We start from the raw sequence: 22,988 nt of genomic DNA on the forward strand, positions 1-22,988 counted from the left end.
ATTCAGAAAAATCAGCCCGTCGTGACCTTGTCGACCGGCTTCGCCATGTCGACGAGCACCCATCCTGGCCGGTATGGATTGGGCCGGCGACCCGTTTCGTGAAAACCATAGGCCAGATAGAGCGCGATGTTCCGCTCCATTTTTGCGTTGGTGTAGAGCCGCACCTCTGGCAATCCCCACGCCAGCGTCTGGTCATCCGCGTGTTTGAGCAGGGCGATGCCAGAGCCCTTGCCCTGAAATCCTGGCGCGACGGCGACGGAGAAGATCATCGCGTGGTCGTCGTGCCGTTCCAAAGTGAGCAGACCGGCGAGCTCGCCGTCACGCTCCAGAAGCCAAACCTCGCCGCGCGCGATGCGCGGCGCGTAGTCCTCGGTAACCGGGATCGGCGGCGCGCCGAACAGCGCGGAATAGGGCGCGTAGGCGGCTTCCGTCAGCGAGACGACAGTTTCGAGATCACCAGCAAGCGCTCTTCGGATTGTCATTCAGAAGCTCTCCAAGCGCCGACTGGTTCGCCATCACTCCGCCGCTTCGCGCTTGCCTCCGGGGCGCCGCTCCAGCAGCTCCTTGAGGAACTGGCCGGTGTAGCTGCGCTTTTCACGCACGATCGCTTCCGGCGTTCCGGATGCGACCAGTTCACCGCCGCCGTCGCCGCCTTCGGGGCCGAGGTCGAGCACCCAGTCGGCGGTCTTTATCACCTCAAGATTGTGCTCGATGACCACCACCGTGTTTCCCTGGTCGACCAGTTCGTGCAGCACTTCCAATAGCTTGGCGACGTCGTGGAAGTGCAGGCCGGTGGTCGGCTCGTCGAGGATATAGAGCGTCTTGCCGGTCGCCTTGCGCGACAGTTCCTTGGCGAGCTTGATGCGTTGCGCCTCGCCGCCCGACAGCGTCGTCGCCTGCTGGCCGATATGGATATAGCCGAGACCGACCTGCTTCAGCGTGTCGAGCTTGTCGCGGACGCCGGGCACGGCGGCGAAGAAATCGACGCCTTCCTCGACCGTCATGTCGAGCACGTCGGCGATCGACTTGCCCTTGAACAGGACGTCGAGCGTCTCGCGGTTGTAGCGCTTGCCGTGGCAGACGTCGCAGGTGACGTAGACGTCGGGCAAAAAGTGCATCTCGATCTTGATGACGCCGTCGCCCTGGCAGGCCTCGCAGCGGCCGCCCTTGACGTTGAAGGAGAAGCGGCCGGGCTGATAGCCGCGCGCCTTGGCTTCCGGCAGCCCGGCGAACCAGTCGCGGATCGGCGTGAAAGCGCCGGTGTAGGTGGCGGGGTTTGAACGCGGCGTGCGCCCGATCGGCGACTGGTCGATGTCGATGACCTTGTCGAGGAATTCGAGGCCCTCGATTCGGTCGTGGTCGGCCGGATGCTCGCGCGAACCCATGATGCGGCGCGACGCCGCCTTGAACAGCGTCTCGATCAGGAAGGTCGACTTGCCGCCGCCCGACACGCCGGTGACGGCGGTGAAGGTGCCGAGCGGGATTTCCGCGGTGACGTTCTTCAAATTGTTGCCGCGCGCGCCGACGATCTTCAGGCGCCGGTTCTTCTTGGCCTCACGCCGCACGCCAGGCGTCGCCACTTCGAGCGCGCCCGATAGATATTTGCCGGTGATCGAATTGGGATTGGCCATCACCTGCTGCGGCGTGCCCTGGGCAATGATCTCGCCGCCATGGATGCCGGCGGCCGGACCCATGTCGACGACATAGTCTGCGTGCAGGATGGCGTCCTCGTCATGCTCGACGACGATCACCGTGTTGCCGATGTCGCGCAAGTGCTTCAGCGTGTCGAGCAGGCGTGCATTGTCGCGCTGGTGCAGGCCGATCGACGGCTCATCCAGAACATAGAGCACGCCGGTGAGGCCTGAGCCGATCTGCGAAGCCAGGCGAATGCGCTGGCTCTCGCCGCCCGACAGCGTGCCGGAATTGCGCGACAGCGTCAGGTAATCGAGCCCGACATCGTTGAGGAAGCGCAGCCGCTCGCGGATCTCCTTCAGGACGCGCACGGCGATCTCGTTCTGCTTGTCGTTGAGCGACGCGGGCAGGTCGGTGAACCATTTGTCGGCGTTGCGGATCGACTGTTCTGTGACTTCGCCGATATGCTTGCCGGCGATCTTCACCGCCAGTGACTCGGGCTTCAGCCGATAGCCTTTGCAGACCGGGCAAGGCGTCGCCGACATGAAGCGCTCGATCTCCTCGCGCATCCAGGCGGATTCGGTTTCTTTCCAGCGGCGCTCGAGATTAGGGATGACGCCCTCAAAAGTCTTTGTGGTCTTGTAGGAGCGCAGGCCGTCATCATACTGGAAGGTGATTTCCCGCTCGCCAGTGCCGCGCAAGATGGCTTCCTGGGCTTCCGCGCTCAAATCCCTGAACTTGTCGCCGAGCTTGAAGCCATAGGCCTTGCCCAGCGCTTCCAGCGTCTGCGCGTAGTAGGGTGAGGTCGATTTCGCCCACGGGCTGACGGCGCCATCGCGCAGCGAGACGTTCTCGTCGGGAACGACCAGATTGGGGTCGATGGCGCGCTGGCTGCCGAGCCCGTCGCAGGTCGGGCAGGCGCCAAATGGATTGTTGAAGGAGAAAAGACGGGGCTCGATTTCCGGAATGGTGAAGCCGGAGACCGGACAGGCGAATTTTTCCGAGAACAGGATGCGCTCATGCGTCTCGTTCTTCGACTTGTTGACCGAATCCTCGCCGGTCTGGCTGGCGTCGAGCGGCTTGTCGGCGAATTCGGCGACCGCCAGCCCATCGGCGAGCCTCAGCGCCGTCTCGATGGAATCGGCTAGCCGGGTGGCGAGATCGCCGCGCACGACGATGCGGTCGACGACGACGTCGAGGTCATGCTTGTACTTCTTGTCCAGCGCCGGCACATCGGCGATTTCATAGAAGACGCCGTCGACCTTGACGCGCTGAAAGCCCTTCTTCTGCAGCTCCAGCAATTCCTTGCGGTACTCGCCTTTGCGGCCGCGCACCATCGGCGCCAGGATGAACAGGCGGGTGCCTTCGTCGACCGCCAGCACACGGTCGACCATCTGGCTGACCGTCTGGCTTTCGATCGGCAGGCCGGTGGCCGGCGAATAGGGGATGCCGACGCGCGCGAAGAGAAGCCGCATGTAGTCGTAGATTTCGGTGACGGTCCCGACGGTCGAACGCGGGTTCTTCGAGGTCGTCTTCTGCTCGATCGAGATGGCCGGCGACAGGCCGTCGATCTGGTCGACGTCCGGCTTCTGCATCATTTCGAGGAATTGCCGCGCATAGGCCGACAGGCTCTCGACATAGCGGCGCTGGCCTTCGGCGTAGATGGTATCGAAGGCAAGCGACGATTTGCCGGACCCCGACAGGCCGGTCATGACGATCAGGCTGTCACGCGGCAGGTCGAGATCGACATTCTTCAGATTGTGTTCGCGCGCCCCGCGAATGGAAAGGTATTTATGGTCGGCCATGGCCGGTCGCCGCCTCAGAAGCTGGAATTTCCTGGAATGGCGGGTTTTCCCGGCCATCCCCTATGTAGGTAATTTTACCGCCACGTCGAGAGACGCCACAATTCCCGACAAAAGCGTTTAACCGTCTTTCGCATGAACGGGCAAGCGGAAAGAACAAAGGCCGAACACGCTCCTGACAAAGCTGTGCAGAACCTGACTTGTACGTAACCTCCCGGCGATCACGTTTTTCGGTAACCGGCTATTGATGGTTGACGCCACCGACTCAGGGGAGCAGACTTCGTTAGTCAACGAAGCCGGCCGTCTTTCGATGGCCTCGCCGCCCAGAGGCGGCCTGCGAGACGCCGCAGGCAGTCGCGATTTGTGCTTCGGGACGACAACGTCGCAACGGACAATGGAGCGGAGCATGACGCCACCGGACAGTCCCTTGAGGCTCCACGTGTCGCTGGAGCCGTGGCAGGCATAAGTGTCAGGGTCTAGCGTTTGCGCCACCCGACAAACCGTGACCTGCCATATCCCACAAAAATCAGAGACTGCTAGTCGGATCGTCGGCTGAATGCCGCGAAGCATCCGAAATCAGACGCCGGCAGTACACTCCCGGCAAAAATTGGATTTGAGATCCAAAAAAGGCCCTGTCCGTTTGCGCAAAGCACGGCGGGGCCGTTTTCATGCGCGACGCGCTAGACCGGTACGCAATATCAGTGACGCGGCAGCCCGGTGGCGCCAGCGCCGACGTCAACTGTGATGCTGCCGGAAATCCTGACATCCGTGTTGCCGATCTTGTACTGGCCGTTCCCATTGCTGGGGAATGCGTCGTCGGGTTCGGGCTGCGGAGCCGGCTTGGCGATGCGATAGTCGCTGGTCACGCCGGGCAGGGCGCCTTTGCGCGCCGACGGTGAGCTGTCGTCGGCAAGTGCCGTGCTGCTTATGGAGCCGGCAAGAGCGACCACGACTACGGCGACGATGCGATGCAATGTTCTGGACGGATGAGCGTCGGTCATTGCCAAGTTATAGTGACGCGTCGACAACGCGACCAGACCGGCGTCGTCAAATCTTCGACAGCCGGCGACGCGCCTTACCTCACGCGGCCTGTTTGCGCGTATCGAAAACATGGTCGACCAGACCCCAGGCCTGAGCCTCGCGGGCCGTCATGAAGTGGTCGCGGTCCAGCGTGCGCTCGACCTCTTCATAGGTGCGGCCGCAATGCTGCGCATAGAGTTCGGCCATATGCCGCTTTGTCTGGCCGATGCGCTCGGCATGGCGCTGGATGTCGGAGGCTTGACCCTGGAATCCGCCCAGCGGCTGATGCAGCAGGATGGTGGCGTTCGGCAGCGAGATGCGACGGCCGGACGTGCCCGCCATCAACAGGAACGAGGCCATCGACGCGGCAAAGCCCATACACACCGTCGACACCGGGCAGCTGATGTATTGCATGGTGTCGTAGATGGCGAATCCGCTGGTCACCACGCCGCCAGGCGAGTTGATGTAAAGCGAAATCTCCTTGTCGGGATTGTCCGATTCCAGCGACAGCAACTGCGCGCAGACCAGCGCCGAGATGTCGTCGTTGATTTCGCCGTTGATGAAGATGATGCGCTCGCGCAGCAGTCGCGAGAAAATGTCGAAGGCGCGTTCGCCGCGGCTCGATTGCTCGATCACCATGGGAACCAGATTGGCAAGGCCGCTCATTGTTTGTCTCCGTCCGTTTCGTTGTTCAGGCTGCGCGCAGCAACAGCAAAGGCGCGTTCGCGGCGATCGGCTGCCTTGGATTGCGCAACCCCAGCGAAAGCCTACAGCCGGCGCCGGCCATGGCGACAACGGGCATTACCGTTCGGGCAAAACCGTCATGGACAATGCGCAGATGCGTACCGCCGGAAACGGTGCGCGCGAGTGTGAATGTGACAATGCTGTCCAGCGGGTTGGCGAGCGGATCCTGCCGCGCGGCATCGCCCGGCTGTGGCCACTCGCGCCAGGAATAGCGCAGCAGCCGTTCGGGCTCGGCGTCGATGATCTCGCATTCGATCGCCGCATCCGGCCCGGCGAAGGCAAAACGGCTGCCGGTCTCGGGGCTGATGTCGTTCGGCATCATCCAGGCGGCGAGCAGCTCCGGCACGGTCAGCGCCCGCCACACCTTTTCCGGCGGTTCCGGCAGGTCGCACTCAAACTCGATCGCGTCAGGCGCGGTCTCGGTGTCAGCGTGGTTCTGGTGTGTTATTGAGCCCATATTCTTCATTGATCCATGTCCTTCAAAACCGCCTTCAGCCTTTCGATGCGTTCCGGCCAGAAGGTCCGGTAGCGTTCGATCCAGGAGAGCAAGGGGGCAAGCCCTTGCGGATCGGCGCGATAATAGGCGTTGCGGCCCGCGCGCCGCTCGACCACCAGGCCGGCGCCGCGTAACACCGCCAGATGCTGCGACACAGCGGGTTGCGAGACGGTCATGCCGCTGCGCAGTTCCGAGACGCTCATTTCGCCAGCGGCGAGCCGCTCAAAGACGGCGCGGCGCGTCGGGTCGGCAAGGGCGCGAAAAATCTCTGCTTCGATCATGGAGAAAGCATAAGTCGATACTTATTGATTTGGCAAGTGCTGTTTTTACGAGTTTGCCGGAAGCCAGCGCCTCACCATCCCGGCAGGGCCGTCAAACGTCGCCTCGAAGATTGGCGACGCAAGCACAGCGTGGATGTGAAGCGTTCCGGTGCCGACGTTCTTGAACCCGTGTTTCCTGTTCGCGGGAACAACGAGAGACTGGCCCGAGGTCAGGACGTTGTGCTCATCGTCGATCCACATCTCGGCCCTGCCAGCGATAACAGTCAGCACTTCCTCGACGGGATGCCAATGCGTTGGGGCGCCGACCGTGGGCTCGACCCATTGCTCGAATATGCAAAGTTGCGATGCACCGTTGCTGGCCGACACATGCATACGCGTTCCCACACCTGTTCGCCATTGTTCGCGCGGCTGGTCCTCATGTGTGACGGAGTTCATTGATTGCCCCGACCCATTCCCGATTTCATGGAAATTTCGGACCGGAACACTACATCTTGCTGACAAACATTGACAAGAAAGCCATCGGCACTATAGAACGAAAAGGGAACAAAAACCTTGTGGGAAAAGCCAGCCTTGGCAGGCGGCGATTGTCGGCAGCCTGTAAGGTGCTGCGACAAAAATTTGTTTCGGATGAGCGCGGAGAAATATCATGGCGGGTAGCGTCAACAAGGTCATTCTGGTCGGCAACCTCGGTGCGGACCCGGAAGTCCGTCGCCTGAACTCGGGCGAGCCGGTCGTCAACATTCGCATTGCAACGTCGGAAAGCTGGCGCGACAAGAATTCCGGCGAGCGCAAGGAAAAGACCGAGTGGCACAACGTCGTCATCTTCAACGACCAGCTCGCCAAGGTGGCCGAGCAGTATCTGAAGAAAGGCATGAAGGTCTATGTCGAGGGCCAGTTGCAGACGCGCAAATGGCAGGACCAGACCGGCAACGACAAGTACACGACGGAAGTCGTGCTGCAGAAATTCCGCGGCGAGTTGCAGATGCTCGACGCGCGCGGCCAGGGTGAGGGCGGGCAGGTCGGCGGTTATGCCGGTGGCGGCAGCAGCCGCGGTTCCGATTTCGGCCAGTCCAGCCCGAGCGAAAGCTTCAATCGTGGCGGCGGCGCCAAGAGCGGCGGTGGCGGCGGTTCGTCGCGCGAACTGGACGACGAAATCCCGTTCTGAGGACAATCAACCACCGGAGAGGCGGCAATGTCGCTGCAACCGCTGCTTGCCGCACCCTCTCCTGTTCCCTGGCATGCCTTTGCGGCCTTCGCCGCACTGGCGCTAGGAGCCACGCAGCTGGTGCTGCCGAAGGGAACGTCGCGCCATCGCATCGTGGGTTACGTCTGGGCCGCGCTGATGCTGGTCATTGCCGTCTCGAGTTTCTGGATTCATCAGATCCGCCTCATCGGCCCTTTCAGTCCGATCCATCTCCTGTCGATCCTGGTGCTGGTGACTGTACCGCTGGCGGTGTGGCACGCTCACAATCATCGCGTCGCCAAGCATCGCAAGTCGATGATCGCGCTGTATGTCTTTGCGCTGGTCGGGGCCGGCATCTTCACGCTGTTGCCGGGCAGGGTCATGCACGATGTCGTCTTTGGCGTCGCGCGAGCCGGACCATGATCCTATTTGATCCGTGAGGCGGATGACCCCAAGTGGAAGGAATATCAGGTGAAAGCACGTGTAAAGTGGGTCGAGGAGCGCACCTTCGTCGGCGAATCCGGCAGCGGCCACAAGGTGGTGCTGGGAACGGCCTTCGGACCGGAAGGCAAGACGCCAGGACCTAGCCCAATGGAACTTGTGCTGATCGGCACCGGCGGCTGCTCGGCCTATGATGTCGTCCATATCCTCGAAAAGGGACGCGAGGCGATCGAGGATTGCGTGGTCGAGCTCGACGCCGACCGGGCCGAAACCGAGCCCAGGGTGTTCACCCGCATCCATATGCATTTCGTCGTCAAGGGCCGGTCGCTCTCCACCGACAAGGTCAAGCGGGCGATCGATCTTTCGATCGAAAAATACTGCTCGGCCTCCGCGATGATGGCCAAGACCGCCACGATCACCCACGATTTCGAAGTCATCGATAAGACGGCGAAGTAGGGCCGGCTTCGCCGGCTTGTCGCGCGTCAGCTCGCCATCAGCGCGCGGATGCCGTCGGCGACGAACTGCACGGCAAGTGCCGCCAGGATGACGCCGAGCAGCCGGGTCAGGATCGAACGCCCGGTCTGGCCGAGGATGCGGTCGATGCGTTCCGACAGCACGAACACCAGATAGGTGATGGCGAGGCAGACGAAGATGATGCCGACCAGCGCCGCCTGCGCGGCGAACCCCTGGAACGAACCGGACAAAAGCACCGTCGCCGAAATGGCGCCAGGGCCGGCGATCAGCGGGATCGCTAAGGGGAAGGCGGCTATGTTGTGGATCATGTCCTTGGTGATGGCGACGTCGCCGATCTTCTCCTTGCGGTCCTGCCGACGCTCGAACACCATTTCGAAAGCGATGAAGAACAGGAGAAAACCACCGGCGACGCGGAAGGCCGGCAGCGTGATGCCGAACACCGACAGGATCGAGGCGCCGGCAACCGCAAACAGTGCCATCACCAGGAAACCGATGATCGAGGCGCGGACGGAAACCTGCTGGCGCTCCTCGCGGTTCATGCCGCGTGTCACGGCGAGGAACAGCGGCGCCAGGCCAGGTGGATCGATGGTCACGAGAATGGTGACGAAGGCGTTGAACAGGCTGTCGAAACTCGGCATCTCTGACCCCCTCCCGCCGGGCCGTGCCCGCACCACGATATTGGTAGAGCAAAGCCCGGTCGGTGGGAACTGTCGGAGGGACGAAACCGAAGACTTCGACGACCTTCGTCGTGACGCAATAACGGAGGGATAGCCGTTTCAGACTTTTCCCGAATTGCTTGCTTCAGCCGGCAGTGCCGCAATAGGCTTCGATACGATAGCCGTCCGGATCGACGAGGAAGGCGGCATAGTAGTTTTCGCCATAGTCGGCACGCAGGCCCGGTGCGCCATTGTCGCTGCCGCCTTCGCGCAAGCCGCCGGCATGGAAGGCGTCGACGCTGGCCCGCGTCGGCGCCGCGAAGCTGAAATGCAGGCCGGATTGTGCGTCTGACGGCACCGGCCGCGCGGCCTCGTTGACCCACAGCACGACGCCCTGCGCGCCATAACCCAACGAGCTCGGCGACTGGCTGAGGCAGCTATAGCCGAGTGGCTTCAGTGCAGCATCGTAAAAGCGCTTGGAAGTGGCGGCGTCGCGAACGCCGATCGAAATATGGTCGAACATGTTTTTCTCCATTCTTACAATGTCTTGTGACGTCACATTCCTGCCGTTCGGCGCGCCACGAATTCGACTTCCAGCCGCCATGTCGCGCCATTGTCTTGCGAGCGCTCGCCGAGCCAGCGGAAGGAATTCTCGGTGATCCGCGAGAAGCTCCAGCGCACCGAGGAGCCAGTGCCATCGGCGCCCACTTGCACGATCATATCGCCTTCGGCGCGACCAAGTTGGCGGCTGTAGTACTGGTTGCGCGGGTCGCTCCAGAAGATGTGCCAGGCGTCGGCCGTGGGGTCGTAGACGCGCAATGTGGTGCCATAGAACGTCCATTTGCCGAGGGAAGGCGAGGGGCCGGCGTCCCGTGCGGGGAGGATCCAGACGTCCTGGATCGCGCGGCCTTCCAGCACCCAGCCGAAATGCACCTCGCCACGCCCGGTCAGCACCGTGCCGTCCTCAAGGTGGCGCGAGGCGTCAAAAGTCCAGGCGCCGACGAAACGGCCATAAAGGTTCAGTTTTTCGGCAAGTCCGTCGATTGGTCCGGGACTGTGCAAGGCTTCGGCAAAGGAGGATTGGTCGAACATGGGTTCCGGTCTCTTCTTGTCAGGAGACCGTGAGGGGTAGGCCCTGATGGGGTTCTGGGCTTGGGAAAAATTGCTATATTTCGGTCATGACAGCGACAACGCGTACTCTCGCATCAGGGGCCGGCTGGCACGTGGCGGATGTGATCTGCACGGCCAGCGCCGGTGAGAGGCCGTTCGAGGAAGCCCATCGGGATTTCTGCGTCGCCGTGGTCACCGGCGGCACCTTCCGCTATCGCGCGCAACAAGGCACGGCGATGCTGGCGCCCGGCGCCCTCCTGCTCGGCAATCCCGCCACATGCTACGAATGCGGGCATGAACATGGCAGCGGCGACCGTTGCCTCTCGTTCCATTTCGGGCCGGGCTACATGGAGCGGATCGTGGCTGGCGTGCCCGGCGCGAAAAAACTGGCCTTCGAGGCGCCGCGCCTGCCACCCTTGCCGGCCCTGGCATCCTTGCTCGCCGAGGCGGAAACCGCTCGCGAAATGGCCGACATTAACGCCTTCGAGGAACTCGGGCTGCGCATTGCGGGTGCCGCGGTGGCAACAGTCGCTGACACGACGCCTGTCGGGCGCGCGCCAAGCCGCCGCGATCAGAAGCGGGTTGCCGAAGCGGTGCGGCGAATCGAACTCGATGCCGAGAGGCCGGTGTCGCTTTCAGCGCTTGCCGACGAGACCGCGACCAGTCCCTATCATTTCCTGCGCATTTTCCGGCAAGTCGCGGGCATGACGCCCTACCAGTTCCTGCTCAAGACGAGGCTGCACCGCGCGGCGGTGCGGCTGCGCCTGTCAGACGATCCGGTCTCGGCGATCGCCTTCGATGCAGGCTTCAACGATCTGTCGACGTTCAATCGCCGGTTTCGATGCGTCATGGGCGAGACGCCGGGCCAGTATCGCGCCCGCCGGGCGAGCGGCGTTGTGCCGGCTTTGTTCGTCGCTGCGGCCTTGCTGCGTCAGTCCGATGTCGGCCCGCACCAGCCGGGCAGGTAGTCGGCGTCCTTGGCCTTGGCCAGGTTCAGGGCCTCCTTCATCGCCTTGTCGAAATTCTTCGCCACCGCATCCCGGTCAATGCGCCGGCGCAAAAAGTCCGCCCACAGGAATTCGCTGAACGGGGTGGTGTCCTTGGCGAAACCACCTTGCCGGCGCAGTTCGCCGGCCATGCTCCTGTAGGGGTCGTCGACGAGTCCGGCCATGGTCTTGGGAATGGCGTTATAGCCTCGGCGCTTGCCGTTCTCGTCGAACGGATGCATCCAGGCGCGATTGTCGAGCACGAAGAAGAAGGCGTCCTTGTCGAGGTCCGACAGGTCGCTCATCACCGTTACCAGAACATCCCCGATGCCTTCCTCGAGCAGGGCGCGGGCGAGATGGTGGTGATCGGTGACATAGTTGCGCTTCTTCGGCCCCAACACGACGGGGACCATGTGTGTGCCGAGAAAAGTGCCGGTCTTCCTGGCGCTCTGCGAGCGGAGCATCTGGCGCTTCAAGGCGACTTCCCGCATGCCGACGGTGATCTGCGTCGGCCGCAAATCTCTGACTGCGACGGGGGTCAACAAGGGTTCCCGCTGGGTCGTCATTTGGCTTTGTCCTGTTGTTGCGGATGCTGGTCCGGAGCGAGCGCCCTGATGGCGGCATCGACACTGTGAAATATCCGCTGCGGGCCGATCAGGTCGGCGATGCCAAATCGTTCCAGCGCCGCCTGGGCGCGCAACGATTCCATCCGCGCAATGGCGAAGATCGCGCCCGCCCTGCGGCAATGGGTGATGGTGTCGATCAAGGCTTGCGCGGCAGTGTAGTCGATCTCGACGATGTTGCTGGCCTCCAGCACGACCAGCTTCACGCCCTCACGCCTGGCATCGACAAGATCGACAAAGCCGCGCTTGAAGCCGTCGGCATTGACGAATGAGAGCGGCGCCTGGAATGCCGCGACCAGCACGCCGGGGAGCTGTTTGCCGGCAACTGGCTCGCTGGGCGGCCACCACACCGAAGTGCCCGGCACCTGTTCCAGTTCGATCAGCTGCGTGCGGGTTGCGGTCCAGATTCCATGCAGCAGAGACAGGCCGATGCCGATCGCAACGCCGGTCTCGATGGGCAGCACGACGATGGCTGCCATGGTGATGAGGATCAATCCGAATTCAACCGGCGCCTGCCGGTAGACATTGGCGAACACCTTCCAGCGCAGAATATGCTGAGCGACGAACAGCAGAACGCCGGCAAGGGCGGCCTGTGGAACATTGGCAAGCAGGCCGCCACCGAAAGCACCCAGCGCCAGCACGATGGCCGCTGCAATGAGGCCCGAGACCTGTGAGCGGCCGCCCGACTGGGAGACGATTGCCGTGCGCGGCGGGCTGGCGTTGACCGCAAAGGCGCCGAACAACCCCGATGCGATGCTGCCGGCACCGACGCCGACGAAATCGCGATTGACGTCAGGAGTGTCGCCCGGTTGCGGCGCGAAGGAGCGGGAGGTGGCCGCCGTCTGCACCATGACGACGATGGCGATCAGCAACGCCAGCGGGACCAGCGCCTGCACATCGCTGGGGCTGGCAAGCGGCAGGCCGGCCCGTGGCAGGCCATTGGGCAAGGCGCCGAGCACCTCGACGCCGCGATGCTTGAGCCCGAAGACGGCAACCGCAGAGGTGGCGAGCACCATGCCGATCAACGCGCCTGGGATGCGGGCGCTGATGCGTTCGGCGCAGAATACGGTTGCGAACACGCCGAGGCCGAGCGCGAGGCTCCAGGGATTGGTGAGATGCAGGCTGCCGGCGATCTCACCGATGCGCCGCAAGGTTTCACCGTTCTCGGCGGGCAGGCCGAGCAGTCCGGGCAATTGCGAAACCAAGATGTGGACGGCGATGCCGGCCAGAAAACCCGTCGTGACCGGCACCGAAAGGAGGTCGGCGACCCAGCCAAGGCGAAAGAGACCGCTTAGAATCACGATCAGCCCGACCATCAAAGCCAGCACGGAAGCCAATGCCAGATAGTGCGGTGACCCGGATGCGGCGAGCACGGCGAGACCGCCGGCAAATAGAGGCGTGATTGTCGAATCCGCGCCGACCGACAGATGCCGGTTGGCCCCGAACAGGGCGAACGCCACCGACCCGGCGACAAAAGCGAAGAAGCCGATCTCGGGAGCAAAACCGCCGAGGCGGGCGGTGGCCATCTGTTCGGGAATGGCGATCGCTGCCAGTGTCAGGCCAGCGACCAGATCGCGGTTGAGATCCCTCGGCGTCCAACCGCTCAGGGCTCGCAAAGGCAGCCAAGGGGTCCAATTCATCGCGCTCGGGGCTTTCGCTCGGGGAAAACGGTCCATCGCAGGCTTTTGCCTTGGTGGCGGCGAAAACCGCTTTGGCCATATCGTCGCAATCAGTGGTATCCTTTTGAAATTACCACCAAAATTGACACTGGAAAAGTGTCGCGGATATTGGAGTTTCGGGCTTGCTTCCTATATATACAGCAAGTGATTCCTGATTAGATTGTGATCCGATTTGACCGACCAAAAGACACCGCGCGGCGCCGACGGCGGCCCCACCGGCATCGAGCCGATATCCATCGTCGAGGAGATGCAGCGCTCCTATCTCGATTACGCCATGAGCGTGATCGTCAGCCGTGCGCTGCCGGACGTAAGAGACGGCCTGAAGCCTGTGCATCGCCGCATTCTCTTCGCCTCGCATGAGAGCGGCTACCACTGGAACCGCAAATATGTGAAGTCGGCGCGCCCGGTCGCCGACGTGATGGGTAAATACCATCCGCATGGCGACGCCTCGATCTATGACGCCTTGGTGCGCATGGCGCAGGACTGGTCGCTGCGCGTGCCGCTGATCGACGGACAGGGCAATTTCGGCTCCATTGACGGCGATCCGCCGGCGGCGATGCGCTACACCGAATCTCGGCTGACCAAGGTCGCGCATGAGTTGCTGGAGGATATCGACAAGGACACCGTCGATTTCCAGGACACTTATGATGCGTCCGGCAGCGAGCCCAAGGTTCTGCCGGCACGGTTCCCCAATCTGCTGGTCAACGGCTCCGGCGGCATCGCCGTCGGCATGGCGACCAACATCCCGCCGCACAATCTCGGCGAAGTCTGCAACGGCGCCATCGCCATCATCGACAATCCGGCGATCGACCTGCCGGCGCTGATGGAGATCATCCCGGGGCCGGATTTCCCGACCGGCGGCATCGTGCTTGGCCGCTCGGGCATCTACAGCGCCTATTCGACCGGGCGCGGCTCCATTGTCATGCGGGGCAAGGTCAACATCGAGGCGCGTGGTAATGACCGCGAGTCGATCATCATCACCGAGGTTCCCTACCAGGTGAACAAGTCGTCGATGATTGAGAAGATGGCCGAACTGGTGCGCGACAAGCGCATCGAGGGCATTTCCGACATCCGCGACGAGAGCGACCGCCAGGGCTACCGCGTCGTCATCGAGTTGAAGCGCGATGCAGTCGCCGACGTCATCCTCAACCAGCTTTACCGCTTCACGCCGCTGCAGACCTCCTTCGGCGCCAATATGGTGGCGCTCAACGGCGGCAAGCCGGAACTGCTGACGCTGACCGACATGCTGAAGGCGTTCGTCGCCTTCCGCGAGGAAGTGATCACCCGGCGCACGAAATTCCTGCTGCGCAAGGCGCGCGACCGCGCCCATGTGCTGGTCGGTCTCGCCATCGCCGTCGCCAACATCGACGAAGTGATCAAGCTCATCCGCACCGCGCCGGATCCGCAGACGGCGCGCGAGCAGTTGATGGAGCGGCGCTGGCCGTCCGGCGATGTGGAATCGTTGATCCTGTTGATCGACGATCCGCGCCATCGCATCAATGAGGACGGCACCTACAATCTCTCCGAGGAGCAGGCGCGCGCCATTCTCGAGCTGCGTCTGCAGCGCCTGACCGCGCTGGGCCGCGACGAGATCGCCGACGAGTTGAACACGATCGGCGCCGAAATCATTGATTATCTGGACATTTTGTCTTCCCGTGCGCGGGTCCAGCAGATCGTCAAGGATGAGCTTGCCGCTGTGCGCGACGAGTTCGGCACGCCACGCCGCACCGAGCTCACCGACGGTGGCGCGGACATGGAAGACGAGGACCTGATCCAGCGCGAGGACATGGTCGTGACGGTGAGCCATTCCGGCTACATCAAGCGCGTGCCGCTGTCGCTCTACCGGGCGCAGCGCCGCGGCGGCAAGGGCCGCTCTGGCATGTCGACCAAGGAAGAGGATTTCGTCACAAGGCTGTTCGTCGCCAACACGCACACGCCGGTGCTGTTCTTCTCCTCGCGCGGCATCGTCTACAAGGAGAAGGTCTGGCGGCTGCCGATTGGCAACCCGCAATCGCGCGGCAAGGCACTGATCAACATGCTGCCGCTCGAGCAGGGCGAGCGCATCACCACCATCATGCCGCTGCCCGAGGACGAAACCAGCTGGGGCGAGCTCGACGTGATGTTCGCCACCACGCGCGGCACCGTGCGGCGCAACAAGCTTTCCGACTTCGTCCAGGTCAATCGCAATGGCAAGATCGCCATGAAGCTGGAGGAGGAGGGCGACGAGATCCTCGGCGTCGAAACCTGCACCGACAATGACGACGTGCTGCTCACCGCCAGCTCCGGCCAGTGCATCCGCTTTTCGGTCGGCGACGTGCGCGTCTTCCAAAGCCGCAATTCGGTCGGTGTGCGCGGTATCGCCATGGCCGAGACAGACCGGGTGATTTCCATGGCGGTGATCGAGAATGTCGATGCGCCGCCGGCTGAACGCGCCGCCTATCTCAAGCGGGCAGCGGCCGAACGGCGGCTCGCCGCCGGCATCGTGGCCGGCGAAGAGGAAGAGATCGCGCTGACCAATGAAGAGGTCGGCGAGGAGACCGAGCTTTCCGACGAGCGCTACGAGTTCCTCAGGCAACACGAGCAGTACGTGCTGACGGTGACCGAATATGGCTACGGCAAGCGGTCGTCGTCCTATGATTTCCGGCTGACCGGGCGTGGCGGCAAGGGCATTCGTGCCACCGACGTTTCGAAGGTAGCCGAGATCGGCAGGCTGGTGGCGACCTTCCCGGTCGGCAATGACGACCAGATCATGCTGGTGTCTGACGGCGGCACAGTCATTCGGGTGCCGGTCAACGGCATCCGTTTCGCCAGCCGCGCCACCAAGGGCGTGACGATCTTCAACACGGCTGAAGGTGAAAAGGTGGTCTCGGTCGAGCGGATATCGGAACCGCAGGCGGACGAGGAAGCCGAGGACGGTATCGAGGGCGGTGCTGAGTCCAATCCGGCTGCGGATACCGGCCCGGATGTCCTAGAATAGGTTCTGACATAGCAACGCCGGCCCATTGGCCGGCGCGGCGGCAAGTTCAAGCGAAACTTAGTAGTGGCGATATGGCTTGCGTGGGCCGAAACCTTCGAAGCGCTTGGTGTTGGCCTTGATGCGGATGCGCTGAGCCTCTTGATGCAACCCGAATACGGTGGCGATCAGCATGGCGACGGTCATTGCGGTGGCAAGCATGTAGATCAGCATGTGCGTGTTCTCCTGCGCCTAACAACGGATAGATGGGAGTTTGGTTTCATCTTATTAAGGTGCAACCTAGTGAACGCTGCGTGAAGGCTTCGTGATCAGCGTGTTCATCTGTCGTTCATGCGGCGGAAAAGGTTCACGACCGGTTCGCCAATCGGATTTGCCTTTGCGAGAGAGGCTCGTTAGAAGCACCAGCCATGACTGAACGCATCGCCCTCTATGCGGGCTCCTTCGACCCGCTGACCAACGGCCATCTCGACGTACTGAAAGCGTCGCTGGCGGTGGCCGACGTCGTCTATGCGGCGATCGGCATCCACCCGGGCAAGCAGCCCCTGTTTTCCTTCGAGGAACGGGTTGCGCTGATCGAGAGTGCGACGAAGACCTTGTTTGGCCACGACAGCGCGCGCATCAAGGTCGTCGCCTTCGACGGGCTGGTCATCGACGCGGCCAGGAAGCAGGGCGCCTCGATCATGATCCGCGGCCTGCGCGACGGCACCGACCTCGACTATGAGATGCAGATGGCCGGCATGAACGAGACCATGGCGCCTGAACTGCAGACGGTTTTTCTGCCCGCCAGCCCGTCCGTGCGCACCATTACCGCCACACTTGTCCGCCAGATTGCCTCGATGGGAGGCGACATCCGCCCCTTCGTGCCGGCGGCGGTTGCCGGTGCGCTCACCGCCAAATTCGCGAAATAAGATCCCGGAGATAGTTATGCAGCTGAAAAGGCTTGCCTCGTTCCTCATTGTGCTTGCTGGTCTTGTGACCCTGTCTGTCTCGGCCTTCGCCGCCGAGCCGGAAAACACCATGATCATCACGCTGAAGGACGGCGACGTCACCATCGCGCTTCGGCCCGATCTCGCGCCGAAGAACGTCGCGCAGATCAAGAAGCTGGTGCGCCAGGGCGCCTATGACAACGTGGCGTTCCACCGCGTCATCGACGGCTTCATGGCGCAGACCGGCGACGTCAAGTTCGGCAACATGAAAAAGGGTTATAGCGCCGAGGCCGTCGGCACCGGCGGTTCCGATCAGCCCGACCTGCCGGCCGAATTCTCGCAGACCGAGCACTACAAGCGCGGCGTGGTAGGCATGGCCCGCTCGAAGGACCCCAACTCCGCCAATTCGCAGTTTTTCATCATGTTCGCGCCGGCGCCGCCGCTCGATGGCCAGTATACAATCGTCGGCAACGTCGTCAGCGGCATGGAACTGGTGGACCATATCAAGAAGGGCGACGAAGCGGACAATGGCACGGTCACCGACCCCGACCGGATGATCAAGGTGCGCATCGCCGCAGACAAGTAAAGTTGTCAAATAACTCTGTTTTCTGAAAAAGGATATCTGACATGGCCGAGATCAAGGACCGCGAAAACGCGCTCATCATGGAGACGACCAAGGGCAACGTCGTCATCGAACTGTTCCCCGACCTGGCGCCCGGCCATGTCGCCCGCATCAAGGAACTGGCACGCGAAGGCGCCTATGACGGCGTGGTGTTCCACCGCGTTATCGACGGCTTCATGGCGCAGACCGGCGACGTCAAGTTCGGCAATTCCAGCAAGCCCTCCTTTGCTCCGTCGCGTGCCGGCATGGGTGGCTCCGACAAGCCGGACCTCAAGGCTGAATTCTCCAACGCCAACCATGGCCGCGGCACCTGTTCGATGGCTCGTTCGCAGAACCCGAACTCGGCCAATTCGCAGTTCTTCATCTGCTTTGACGATGCCGCCTTCCTCAACCGTCAGTACACGGTCTGGGGCCAGGTCATCGAAGGCATGGACAATGTCGACAAGATCAAGCGCGGCGAGCCGGTGCCGGATCCCGACAAGATCGTGTCGCTGAAGGTCGCGGCCGACGTCAAGTAAGGTAAAACTTCAATGATGGGCGTCGTCTGGTCGCTTCTCGGCATCCTGTCCGGCGCCTTCATTGCCATTCAGGCGCCGATCAATTCGCAGCTGGCACGCGGCCTGGGCCTCCCGGTCGCGGCGGCTGCGTTTTCGTTCCTGTCGGGCGCGGTGGTGCTCGGCATCATCTCCGTCGCCGTGGTGAAGCTGCAAGGCGTCGCGCTCGACTGGAAGGCGCCGGCGCCGTGGCTGTTCGTCGCCGGCGGCATGCTTGGCGGTTTCTATGTCACGCTGTCGACCATCCTGACACCGCGCATCGGCGCTGCCGCGCTGATGGCGTTTCTGGTGGCTGGCCAGTTGCTGGCCGGCATGCTCATCGACCGCATCGGCTTCCTCGGCGTTGCGGTGCGCGAGATCTCGCTCGGCCGCGTCGCCGGCGCGGTGCTGCTGCTGGCCGGAGCGCTGCTCGTCCGGCTCTACTGATGCGCGTCGATCTGTTTGACTTCGACTTGCCGGAGGAGCGTATCGCGCTTCGCCCGGCAGAGCCGCGCGACAGCGCCAAGATGCTGGTGGTCAAGCCTGGTGAAGGGCTCGAAGACCGGACGGTTGGCGACCTGCTGTCCCTGCTCAGGGCCGGCGATGTGCTGGTGTTCAACGACACCAAGGTCATTCCGGCGCAGCTGAAGGGTATCCGACGGCGCGGCGAGGCACAGGCGCAAGTCGAAGCCACGCTGCATATGCGCATGGCGCCGGACCGCTGGCTGGCCTTTATGCGGCCGGGCAAGCGCATTGCCGCGGGCGATCGCATCCATTTCGGCCATGACGGCAATTCCTGTTTCCTCGGCCAGCTCGACGCCACCGTGATCGAGAAAGGCGAGGGCGGCGAGGCGCTGCTTGGCTTCGACCTGTCGGGGCCCTTCCTCGACGAAGCGCTGCGCGCTGTCGGTCACATTCCACTGCCGCCTTATATCGCCTCGAAGCGCGACGATGACGAACGCGACCGGGCCGACTACCAGACCATCTATGCCCGGGAGGAAGGCGCCGTTGCCGCGCCCACGGCAGGCCTGCATTTCACGCCGGAGCTTTTTGCGGCACTCGACGCCGGGGGTGTCGAGCGCCGTTTCGTCACCTTGCATGTCGGCGCCGGCACGTTCCTGCCGGTGAAGGCAGACGACACCGCCGACCACAAGATGCATGCCGAGACCGGTTCGGTCAGCGAGGCGACCGCCGCCGCGCTCAATGCGGCCAGGGCGAGGGGCGGGCGCATCATCGCTGTCGGCACGACATCGCTGCGCCTGCTGGAAAGCGCGGCGCGTGCGGACGGCACCCTGGTTGCGTGGTCCGGTCCGACCGACATCTTCATCACGCCCGGCTATCGCTTTCGTACCGCCGACATGCTGATGACCAATTTTCACCTGCCGCGCTCGACGCTGTTCATGCTGGTCTCGGCCTTCAGCGGCCTCGACACGATGCGTGCGGCCTATGCGCATGCCGTCGAGAACCGTTACAGGTTCTACTCCTATGGTGATGCAAGCCTGCTTTATCGAGCGGAGATGAGCGATGGACGATGATCTCGAGAGCCTGGACCGCGATGCGCTGATCGCGGAAGTGAAAAGATTGCGAACCGGCATTCGCCAGCATCGCGACGCTACGGGCCATGATCTGTGCTGGCACCACCCGGATCTGTGGGATCTGCTGCCGGAGAAGACCGAGCCGTCGATCGCCGTGCCGCCCTGGCCGAAATTCATGCGGGGCTGCATCCAATACCGCCAGTCACTCGACAAACAGGCACCTGGCGCCCCGGTTCATGACAAGGAATTCAATGGCTAAGCCGTTCAGCTTCAAGGTTCTGGCGACGGACGGCAGCGCGCGGCGCGGCGTGATCGACATGCCGCGCGGCGAAATCCGCACGCCTGCCTTCATGCCGGTCGGCACCGGCGGCACGGTCAAGACAATGTATATGGACCAGGTGCGCGGCCTTGGCGCCGACATCATCCTGGGCAACACCTACCATTTGATGCTGCGGCCCGGCGCCGAGCGCGTGGCGCGGCTCGGGGGCTTGCACGAATTCGCCCGCTGGCCGCATCCGATCCTGACCGACAGCGGCGGCTTCCAGGTGATGTCGCTGTCGAAGCTTAGAAAGCTGACTGAAAAGGGCGTCACCTTCCGCTCGCATATCGACGGCGCCGCCTACGAGATGTCGCCGGAGCGCTCGATCGAAATCCAGGGCTTGCTCGATTCCGATATCCAGATGCAGCTCGACGAATGCACCGCGCTGCCGGCCGAGATGAAGGAGATCGAGCGCGCCATGGAACTGTCGCTGCGCTGGGCAGAGCGCTGCAAGACGGCGTTCGGCGATCAGCCGGGCAAGGCGATGTTCGGCATCGTGCAGGGCGGCGACAACGCGGCGCTCCGGGTGCGCTCGGCGCAGGCGCTGAGCGCGATGGAACTGAAGGGGTATGCGGTCGGTGGCCTGGCCGTCGGCGAGCCGCAAGCCGTGATGCTCGAGATGCTCGACATTACCTGTCCGGAACTGCCTGAAGGCAAGCCGCGCTATCTGATGGGCGTCGGCACTCCTGACGATATCCTGAAATCGGTGGCGCGCGGCGTCGACATGTTCGACTGCGTGATGCCGACGCGGGCCGGCCGGCACGGCCTTGCCTACACCAGGCGCGGCAAGGTCAATCTGCGCAACGCCCGCCATGCCGACGATCCGCGCCCTCTCGACGAGGAAAGCGACTGCCCGGCGGCGAGGGACTACTCACGCGCCTATCTTCACCATCTGGTGCGCTCGCAGGAAGCGCTTGGTGCGATGCTTTTGACCTGGAACAATCTCTCGTATTACCAGAAGCATATGCAGGACATCCGCACCGCCATCGAGGCACATGCCTTCGAAGCACGCGCGGCGGAGATTTCGGAAGGTTGGGCTCGGGGCGATATCCCGGCCATTTAGTCCAGCGTCTCCAGCGATTGACGGATCGGCTGCCCAAGAGCAGATTTGTAATCGAGGGATTGGCCATGGCCGTGACATACGACTTTGCCGGCAAGACGGCGATCGTAACCGGTGGTTCGAGGGGCATCGGCAGAGCCGTGGCCACTCAGCTGGCAGGGTCTGGCGCCGACGTCTGGGTCTGGGATGCCGATCCAGTGCCGGCTGCCGGAATCCGCAGCCAGACGGTCGACGCTACCAAGGCGTTCGAAATAAGGGAAGCCTTGGCTGACGTTGTCGCCGGGGCGGGCCGGGTCGACATCCTCGTCAACAATGCTGGCTATCTCGGTCCCTACCTCGGCTTTGAGGCCTTCGAGCCGGTTGAGTGGCAGCGAATTATCGGTGTCAATCTCCTCGGAACGTTCGAGGTCACGCATCAGGTTCTGCCAATTATGCGCAAGGCTGGCACTGGCCGCATCGTCAACATGGGATCGCTTGCAGGCAAGGAAGGCTTGCCGAACCTTGCCGCCTACTCTGCGGCAAGCGCAGGCATTATCGCTTTTACCAAGGCATTGTCGCGGGAGGTTTGCGACACCGGCATCCGCGTGAATTGCGTAGCGCCCGGCCCGATCGATACCGACCTTATCAGGCGCCTTGGCAATGAAGTCGTCAGCGATATGATCGGCGCCAGCCCGCTGAAACGGCTCGGCTCCGCCGAAGAAGTGGCTGCGTTGGTGCTCTGGCTGTGTTCCGATTCGAGCAGCTTCAACACTGGCGCTGTATTCGACATGTCGGGCGGCAGGGCGCGCTACTGATATCGGCCGTATCAGGTGCTCAGCGAATTCGACGCGCGCAGGCTGCAGCCGGTGATCTGGTAGTGGCCATCCGGCTGTAACTGCAGCGTATAGACCGCCTCGTAGTCTTTGCCGTCGGGGCCGACGATCAGCACCTGTTGGACGATCGATGTCGGGCTCGTCTCCTCGACCTTGCCGAAAGAATAGGTCTGCGGCTTGCGCACCGGCGGATAGCCGTTGGTCACCATGTTCATGAAGGTGTCGACAGTCGGGAAGATCTGTTTCACGTTGGGTGCGGCGAAGCTGTAGGCGGCGACGCCGTCATCGGCGATGAACGCCTTCAGCTGGCCGTCGATGGCTGCTTGCGCCGCCTTGACCTCGGCATCGCCGGCAAACGCAGACGACGCCAGGATGAGTGGAACGAACGCGAATGCGAAAAACAAGCGGCGCATGGCCGGCCTCCGTTGCCCCTCGAGAAAGCTGCCTCTCCCCAAAACTGTTCCAGGAGGCATCTTAACATACGCTTGGCGGCGCTTCACGGTTTCATCGATGGCGAACATTCGTGTGGCCCCCACGCGCTGCGGGAAGCTGTGGCCCAGGCCCGGGCCGGCTAAGTACGCATTCCGGTGGCTTGAAAGCCCGCCTCCAGTCTGTCAGAAGGGCCGCTTGGACTTGGACGTTTAGGGACGAAGCCATGAGGGCGTTTTTCGTGCAGATCAAATGCGAGCTGGGCAAATCCTATGAGGTTGCCAGCGCGCTTGCCGACGCCGAGATCGCTTCGGAAATCTACTCGACCGCCGGCAATTACGATCTGCTCGCCAAATTCTACGTCGACGATGAGGAAGACGTCGGCCATTTCGTCAACGAGAAGGTGCAGGTTCTCCCCGGTATCAAGGACACTTTCACCGTCGTCACGTTCCGCGCCTTCTAGAGCCCGTTCCCCGACAGAATCGGGATGGGGCTCTATCGCAGTGTTTGAGCATGACATTCTGCAAAAGCCGGATTCCACTTTTTGGGGACCATGCTTCAGCTTCTGAACGCACCTGCCCGGCCACGAGGCAGAGCCTGACCAAGGTCATATTTTAGCTGCCTTAATTTTGGGCAGCCGCCACATACTGG

Annotated in this window: 28 protein-coding genes; 14 read left to right on the forward strand and 14 right to left on the reverse strand. The window is 62.7% G+C overall.

The window, feature by feature from the left end; translation table 11 throughout:
• Nucleotides 1-11 precede the first annotated feature (11 nt).
• The 7 genes from HNQ71_RS18310 to HNQ71_RS18340 all read right to left on the reverse strand — a co-directional run bounded on the left by HNQ71_RS18310 (nucleotide 12) and on the right by HNQ71_RS18340 (nucleotide 6,347).
• A complete protein-coding gene (locus tag HNQ71_RS18310; protein ID WP_184874037.1) occupies nucleotides 12-482 on the reverse strand; it encodes a GNAT family N-acetyltransferase in 471 nt (156 codons plus the stop codon).
• Between the two features lie 33 nt (nucleotides 483-515).
• Nucleotides 516-3,437, reverse strand: a complete 2,922-nt coding sequence (uvrA, locus tag HNQ71_RS18315; RefSeq protein ID WP_184874039.1) for an excinuclease ABC subunit UvrA — start codon at nucleotides 3,435-3,437, stop codon at nucleotides 516-518.
• Nucleotides 3,438-4,132: 695 nt separating this feature from the next.
• Complete coding sequence (locus HNQ71_RS18320) at nucleotides 4,133-4,435, reverse strand: hypothetical protein (RefSeq protein ID WP_184874041.1); 303 nt, start codon at nucleotides 4,433-4,435, stop codon at nucleotides 4,133-4,135.
• 79 nt (nucleotides 4,436-4,514) lie between these two features.
• A complete protein-coding gene (locus HNQ71_RS18325; RefSeq protein ID WP_184874042.1) occupies nucleotides 4,515-5,120 on the reverse strand; it encodes an ATP-dependent Clp protease proteolytic subunit in 606 nt (201 codons plus the stop codon).
• Nucleotides 5,121-5,145: 25 nt separating this feature from the next.
• Entirely contained in the window at nucleotides 5,146-5,664 is a 519-nt protein-coding gene (locus HNQ71_RS18330; protein ID WP_184874044.1) for an SRPBCC family protein, read from the reverse strand.
• Nucleotides 5,661-5,975: an ArsR/SmtB family transcription factor gene (locus HNQ71_RS18335; RefSeq protein ID WP_184874045.1), complete on the reverse strand. Its 315-nt coding sequence runs from the start codon at nucleotides 5,973-5,975 to the stop codon at nucleotides 5,661-5,663. Before HNQ71_RS18335 ends, HNQ71_RS18330 begins: the two co-directional genes overlap by 4 nt.
• A 45-nt stretch (nucleotides 5,976-6,020) precedes the next feature.
• Nucleotides 6,021-6,347 (reverse strand): cupin domain-containing protein, encoded by a 327-nt coding sequence (locus HNQ71_RS18340; RefSeq protein WP_246461629.1) that lies wholly within the window; start codon nucleotides 6,345-6,347, stop codon nucleotides 6,021-6,023.
• Nucleotides 6,348-6,621: 274 nt separating this feature from the next.
• Here HNQ71_RS18340 and HNQ71_RS18345 point away from each other — a divergent pair, with 274 nt between their 5' ends.
• Genes HNQ71_RS18345 through HNQ71_RS18355 form a run of 3 tightly spaced genes read left to right on the forward strand, consistent with a single transcriptional unit; the run spans nucleotide 6,622 to nucleotide 8,055 of the window.
• Nucleotides 6,622-7,140 (forward strand): single-stranded DNA-binding protein, encoded by a 519-nt coding sequence (locus tag HNQ71_RS18345; protein ID WP_184874050.1) that lies wholly within the window; start codon nucleotides 6,622-6,624, stop codon nucleotides 7,138-7,140.
• A 27-nt stretch (nucleotides 7,141-7,167) separates the two neighbouring features.
• The gene (locus HNQ71_RS18350) at nucleotides 7,168-7,581 is read left to right on the forward strand and encodes a DUF2306 domain-containing protein (protein ID WP_184874052.1); all 414 of its coding nucleotides are present in this window, start codon (nucleotides 7,168-7,170) and stop codon (nucleotides 7,579-7,581) included.
• Nucleotides 7,582-7,629: 48 nt separating this feature from the next.
• Nucleotides 7,630-8,055: an OsmC family protein gene (locus tag HNQ71_RS18355; protein WP_184874054.1), complete on the forward strand. Its 426-nt coding sequence runs from the start codon at nucleotides 7,630-7,632 to the stop codon at nucleotides 8,053-8,055.
• Between the two features lie 26 nt (nucleotides 8,056-8,081).
• Here HNQ71_RS18355 and HNQ71_RS18360 read toward each other — a convergent pair whose 3' ends face one another.
• The 3 genes from HNQ71_RS18360 to HNQ71_RS18370 all read right to left on the reverse strand — a co-directional run bounded on the left by HNQ71_RS18360 (nucleotide 8,082) and on the right by HNQ71_RS18370 (nucleotide 9,821).
• A complete protein-coding gene (locus tag HNQ71_RS18360) occupies nucleotides 8,082-8,711 on the reverse strand; it encodes a MarC family protein (protein ID WP_184874056.1) in 630 nt (209 codons plus the stop codon).
• 163 nt (nucleotides 8,712-8,874) lie between these two features.
• Nucleotides 8,875-9,252: a VOC family protein gene (locus HNQ71_RS18365; protein WP_184874057.1), complete on the reverse strand. Its 378-nt coding sequence runs from the start codon at nucleotides 9,250-9,252 to the stop codon at nucleotides 8,875-8,877.
• Nucleotides 9,253-9,284: 32 nt separating this feature from the next.
• Nucleotides 9,285-9,821, reverse strand: coding sequence for a hypothetical protein (locus HNQ71_RS18370; protein WP_184874059.1), 537 nt, complete (start codon nucleotides 9,819-9,821; stop codon nucleotides 9,285-9,287).
• Between the two features lie 86 nt (nucleotides 9,822-9,907).
• Here HNQ71_RS18370 and HNQ71_RS18375 point away from each other — a divergent pair, with 86 nt between their 5' ends.
• Nucleotides 9,908-10,807, forward strand: coding sequence for a helix-turn-helix transcriptional regulator (locus tag HNQ71_RS18375; RefSeq protein ID WP_184874061.1), 900 nt, complete (start codon nucleotides 9,908-9,910; stop codon nucleotides 10,805-10,807).
• Here HNQ71_RS18375 and HNQ71_RS18380 read toward each other — a convergent pair.
• Together HNQ71_RS18380 and HNQ71_RS18385 are read right to left on the reverse strand one after the other, a co-directional pair.
• Nucleotides 10,771-11,391: a ParB-like protein gene (locus HNQ71_RS18380; protein WP_184874063.1), complete on the reverse strand. Its 621-nt coding sequence runs from the start codon at nucleotides 11,389-11,391 to the stop codon at nucleotides 10,771-10,773. The two genes, HNQ71_RS18375 and HNQ71_RS18380, sit on opposite strands and share 37 nt — an antisense overlap.
• Nucleotides 11,388-13,088 carry a SulP family inorganic anion transporter gene (locus HNQ71_RS18385; protein WP_184874065.1) on the reverse strand — a complete coding sequence of 567 codons (1,701 nt, stop codon included), beginning with the start codon at nucleotides 13,086-13,088 and terminating at the stop codon, nucleotides 11,388-11,390. The genes HNQ71_RS18380 and HNQ71_RS18385 overlap by 4 nt, the downstream gene beginning before the upstream one ends.
• 211 nt (nucleotides 13,089-13,299) lie before the next feature.
• Here HNQ71_RS18385 and gyrA point away from each other — a divergent pair, with 211 nt between their 5' ends.
• Complete coding sequence (gene gyrA, locus HNQ71_RS18390) at nucleotides 13,300-16,104, forward strand: DNA gyrase subunit A (RefSeq protein WP_184874067.1); 2,805 nt, start codon at nucleotides 13,300-13,302, stop codon at nucleotides 16,102-16,104.
• Nucleotides 16,105-16,161: 57 nt separating this feature from the next.
• On the opposite strand, the gene HNQ71_RS18395 is transcribed toward gyrA, so the two are convergent.
• The gene (locus HNQ71_RS18395; protein WP_095085054.1) at nucleotides 16,162-16,314 is read right to left on the reverse strand and encodes a hypothetical protein; all 153 of its coding nucleotides are present in this window, start codon (nucleotides 16,312-16,314) and stop codon (nucleotides 16,162-16,164) included.
• A gap of 194 nt (nucleotides 16,315-16,508) precedes the next feature.
• Here HNQ71_RS18395 and coaD point away from each other — a divergent pair, with 194 nt between their 5' ends.
• The 8 genes from coaD to HNQ71_RS18435 all read left to right on the forward strand — a co-directional run bounded on the left by coaD (nucleotide 16,509) and on the right by HNQ71_RS18435 (nucleotide 21,890).
• On the forward strand, nucleotides 16,509-17,009 hold the full coding sequence (coaD, locus tag HNQ71_RS18400; RefSeq protein WP_184874069.1) for a pantetheine-phosphate adenylyltransferase: 501 nt from the start codon (nucleotides 16,509-16,511) through the stop codon (nucleotides 17,007-17,009).
• 16 nt (nucleotides 17,010-17,025) lie between these two features.
• Nucleotides 17,026-17,613, forward strand: a complete 588-nt coding sequence (locus HNQ71_RS18405; RefSeq protein WP_184874070.1) for a peptidylprolyl isomerase — start codon at nucleotides 17,026-17,028, stop codon at nucleotides 17,611-17,613.
• 41 nt (nucleotides 17,614-17,654) lie between these two features.
• Nucleotides 17,655-18,167 carry a peptidylprolyl isomerase gene (locus HNQ71_RS18410; protein ID WP_095085051.1) on the forward strand — a complete coding sequence of 171 codons (513 nt, stop codon included), beginning with the start codon at nucleotides 17,655-17,657 and terminating at the stop codon, nucleotides 18,165-18,167.
• Nucleotides 18,168-18,179: 12 nt separating this feature from the next.
• Nucleotides 18,180-18,629 carry a DMT family transporter gene (locus tag HNQ71_RS18415; protein WP_184874072.1) on the forward strand — a complete coding sequence of 150 codons (450 nt, stop codon included), beginning with the start codon at nucleotides 18,180-18,182 and terminating at the stop codon, nucleotides 18,627-18,629.
• A complete protein-coding gene (gene queA, locus HNQ71_RS18420) occupies nucleotides 18,629-19,717 on the forward strand; it encodes a tRNA preQ1(34) S-adenosylmethionine ribosyltransferase-isomerase QueA (protein ID WP_184874074.1) in 1,089 nt (362 codons plus the stop codon). The genes HNQ71_RS18415 and queA overlap by 1 nt, the downstream gene beginning before the upstream one ends.
• A complete protein-coding gene (locus HNQ71_RS18425; RefSeq protein WP_184874076.1) occupies nucleotides 19,707-19,976 on the forward strand; it encodes a hypothetical protein in 270 nt (89 codons plus the stop codon). The genes queA and HNQ71_RS18425 overlap by 11 nt, the downstream gene beginning before the upstream one ends.
• On the forward strand, nucleotides 19,969-21,099 hold the full coding sequence (gene tgt, locus HNQ71_RS18430; RefSeq protein ID WP_184874078.1) for a tRNA guanosine(34) transglycosylase Tgt: 1,131 nt from the start codon (nucleotides 19,969-19,971) through the stop codon (nucleotides 21,097-21,099). The genes HNQ71_RS18425 and tgt overlap by 8 nt, the downstream gene beginning before the upstream one ends.
• Nucleotides 21,100-21,164: 65 nt before the next feature.
• Entirely contained in the window at nucleotides 21,165-21,890 is a 726-nt protein-coding gene (locus HNQ71_RS18435; protein WP_184874080.1) for an SDR family NAD(P)-dependent oxidoreductase, read from the forward strand.
• 11 nt (nucleotides 21,891-21,901) lie between these two features.
• On the opposite strand, the gene HNQ71_RS18440 is transcribed toward HNQ71_RS18435, so the two are convergent.
• Entirely contained in the window at nucleotides 21,902-22,321 is a 420-nt protein-coding gene (locus tag HNQ71_RS18440) for a DUF4864 domain-containing protein (protein ID WP_184874396.1), read from the reverse strand.
• A 242-nt stretch (nucleotides 22,322-22,563) separates the two neighbouring features.
• Here HNQ71_RS18440 and HNQ71_RS18445 point away from each other — a divergent pair, with 242 nt between their 5' ends.
• Nucleotides 22,564-22,800 carry an Lrp/AsnC ligand binding domain-containing protein gene (locus HNQ71_RS18445; protein WP_184874082.1) on the forward strand — a complete coding sequence of 79 codons (237 nt, stop codon included), beginning with the start codon at nucleotides 22,564-22,566 and terminating at the stop codon, nucleotides 22,798-22,800.
• The last annotated feature ends 188 nt before the right edge of the window (nucleotides 22,801-22,988 follow it).

It is taken from the genome of Mesorhizobium sangaii, from assembly GCF_014207355.1.
GTDB classification, from domain to species: Bacteria; Pseudomonadota; Alphaproteobacteria; order Rhizobiales; family Rhizobiaceae; genus Mesorhizobium; species Mesorhizobium sangaii.

What these genes read in the sequence shown, in the direction of transcription:
- HNQ71_RS18320 (WP_184874041.1), bottom strand. Translation starts at nt 4,435, where the DNA reads ATGACCGACGCTCATCCGTCCAGAACATTGCATCGCATCGTCGCCGTA.
- HNQ71_RS18350 (WP_184874052.1), top strand. Translation starts at nt 7,168, where the DNA reads ATGTCGCTGCAACCGCTGCTTGCCGCACCCTCTCCTGTTCCCTGGCAT.
- HNQ71_RS18310 (WP_184874037.1), bottom strand. Translation starts at nt 482, where the DNA reads ATGACAATCCGAAGAGCGCTTGCTGGTGATCTCGAAACTGTCGTCTCG.
- HNQ71_RS18435 (WP_184874080.1), top strand. Translation starts at nt 21,165, where the DNA reads ATGGCCGTGACATACGACTTTGCCGGCAAGACGGCGATCGTAACCGGT.
- HNQ71_RS18370 (WP_184874059.1), bottom strand. Translation starts at nt 9,821, where the DNA reads ATGTTCGACCAATCCTCCTTTGCCGAAGCCTTGCACAGTCCCGGACCA.
- queA (WP_184874074.1), top strand. Translation starts at nt 18,629, where the DNA reads ATGCGCGTCGATCTGTTTGACTTCGACTTGCCGGAGGAGCGTATCGCG.
- HNQ71_RS18345 (WP_184874050.1), top strand. Translation starts at nt 6,622, where the DNA reads ATGGCGGGTAGCGTCAACAAGGTCATTCTGGTCGGCAACCTCGGTGCG.
- HNQ71_RS18375 (WP_184874061.1), top strand. Translation starts at nt 9,908, where the DNA reads ATGACAGCGACAACGCGTACTCTCGCATCAGGGGCCGGCTGGCACGTG.
- HNQ71_RS18410 (WP_095085051.1), top strand. Translation starts at nt 17,655, where the DNA reads ATGGCCGAGATCAAGGACCGCGAAAACGCGCTCATCATGGAGACGACC.
- coaD (WP_184874069.1), top strand. Translation starts at nt 16,509, where the DNA reads ATGACTGAACGCATCGCCCTCTATGCGGGCTCCTTCGACCCGCTGACC.
- HNQ71_RS18425 (WP_184874076.1), top strand. Translation starts at nt 19,707, where the DNA reads ATGGACGATGATCTCGAGAGCCTGGACCGCGATGCGCTGATCGCGGAA.
- HNQ71_RS18405 (WP_184874070.1), top strand. Translation starts at nt 17,026, where the DNA reads ATGCAGCTGAAAAGGCTTGCCTCGTTCCTCATTGTGCTTGCTGGTCTT.
- HNQ71_RS18395 (WP_095085054.1), bottom strand. Translation starts at nt 16,314, where the DNA reads ATGCTGATCTACATGCTTGCCACCGCAATGACCGTCGCCATGCTGATC.
- HNQ71_RS18325 (WP_184874042.1), bottom strand. Translation starts at nt 5,120, where the DNA reads ATGAGCGGCCTTGCCAATCTGGTTCCCATGGTGATCGAGCAATCGAGC.
- HNQ71_RS18365 (WP_184874057.1), bottom strand. Translation starts at nt 9,252, where the DNA reads ATGTTCGACCATATTTCGATCGGCGTTCGCGACGCCGCCACTTCCAAG.
- HNQ71_RS18440 (WP_184874396.1), bottom strand. Translation starts at nt 22,321, where the DNA reads ATGCGCCGCTTGTTTTTCGCATTCGCGTTCGTTCCACTCATCCTGGCG.
- HNQ71_RS18330 (WP_184874044.1), bottom strand. Translation starts at nt 5,664, where the DNA reads ATGAAGAATATGGGCTCAATAACACACCAGAACCACGCTGACACCGAG.
- HNQ71_RS18360 (WP_184874056.1), bottom strand. Translation starts at nt 8,711, where the DNA reads ATGCCGAGTTTCGACAGCCTGTTCAACGCCTTCGTCACCATTCTCGTG.
- HNQ71_RS18445 (WP_184874082.1), top strand. Translation starts at nt 22,564, where the DNA reads ATGAGGGCGTTTTTCGTGCAGATCAAATGCGAGCTGGGCAAATCCTAT.
- HNQ71_RS18335 (WP_184874045.1), bottom strand. Translation starts at nt 5,975, where the DNA reads ATGATCGAAGCAGAGATTTTTCGCGCCCTTGCCGACCCGACGCGCCGC.
- uvrA (WP_184874039.1), bottom strand. Translation starts at nt 3,437, where the DNA reads ATGGCCGACCATAAATACCTTTCCATTCGCGGGGCGCGCGAACACAAT.
- tgt (WP_184874078.1), top strand. Translation starts at nt 19,969, where the DNA reads ATGGCTAAGCCGTTCAGCTTCAAGGTTCTGGCGACGGACGGCAGCGCG.
- HNQ71_RS18385 (WP_184874065.1), bottom strand. Translation starts at nt 13,088, where the DNA reads ATGAATTGGACCCCTTGGCTGCCTTTGCGAGCCCTGAGCGGTTGGACG.
- HNQ71_RS18380 (WP_184874063.1), bottom strand. Translation starts at nt 11,391, where the DNA reads ATGACGACCCAGCGGGAACCCTTGTTGACCCCCGTCGCAGTCAGAGAT.
- HNQ71_RS18340 (WP_246461629.1), bottom strand. Translation starts at nt 6,347, where the DNA reads ATGCATGTGTCGGCCAGCAACGGTGCATCGCAACTTTGCATATTCGAG.
- HNQ71_RS18415 (WP_184874072.1), top strand. Translation starts at nt 18,180, where the DNA reads ATGATGGGCGTCGTCTGGTCGCTTCTCGGCATCCTGTCCGGCGCCTTC.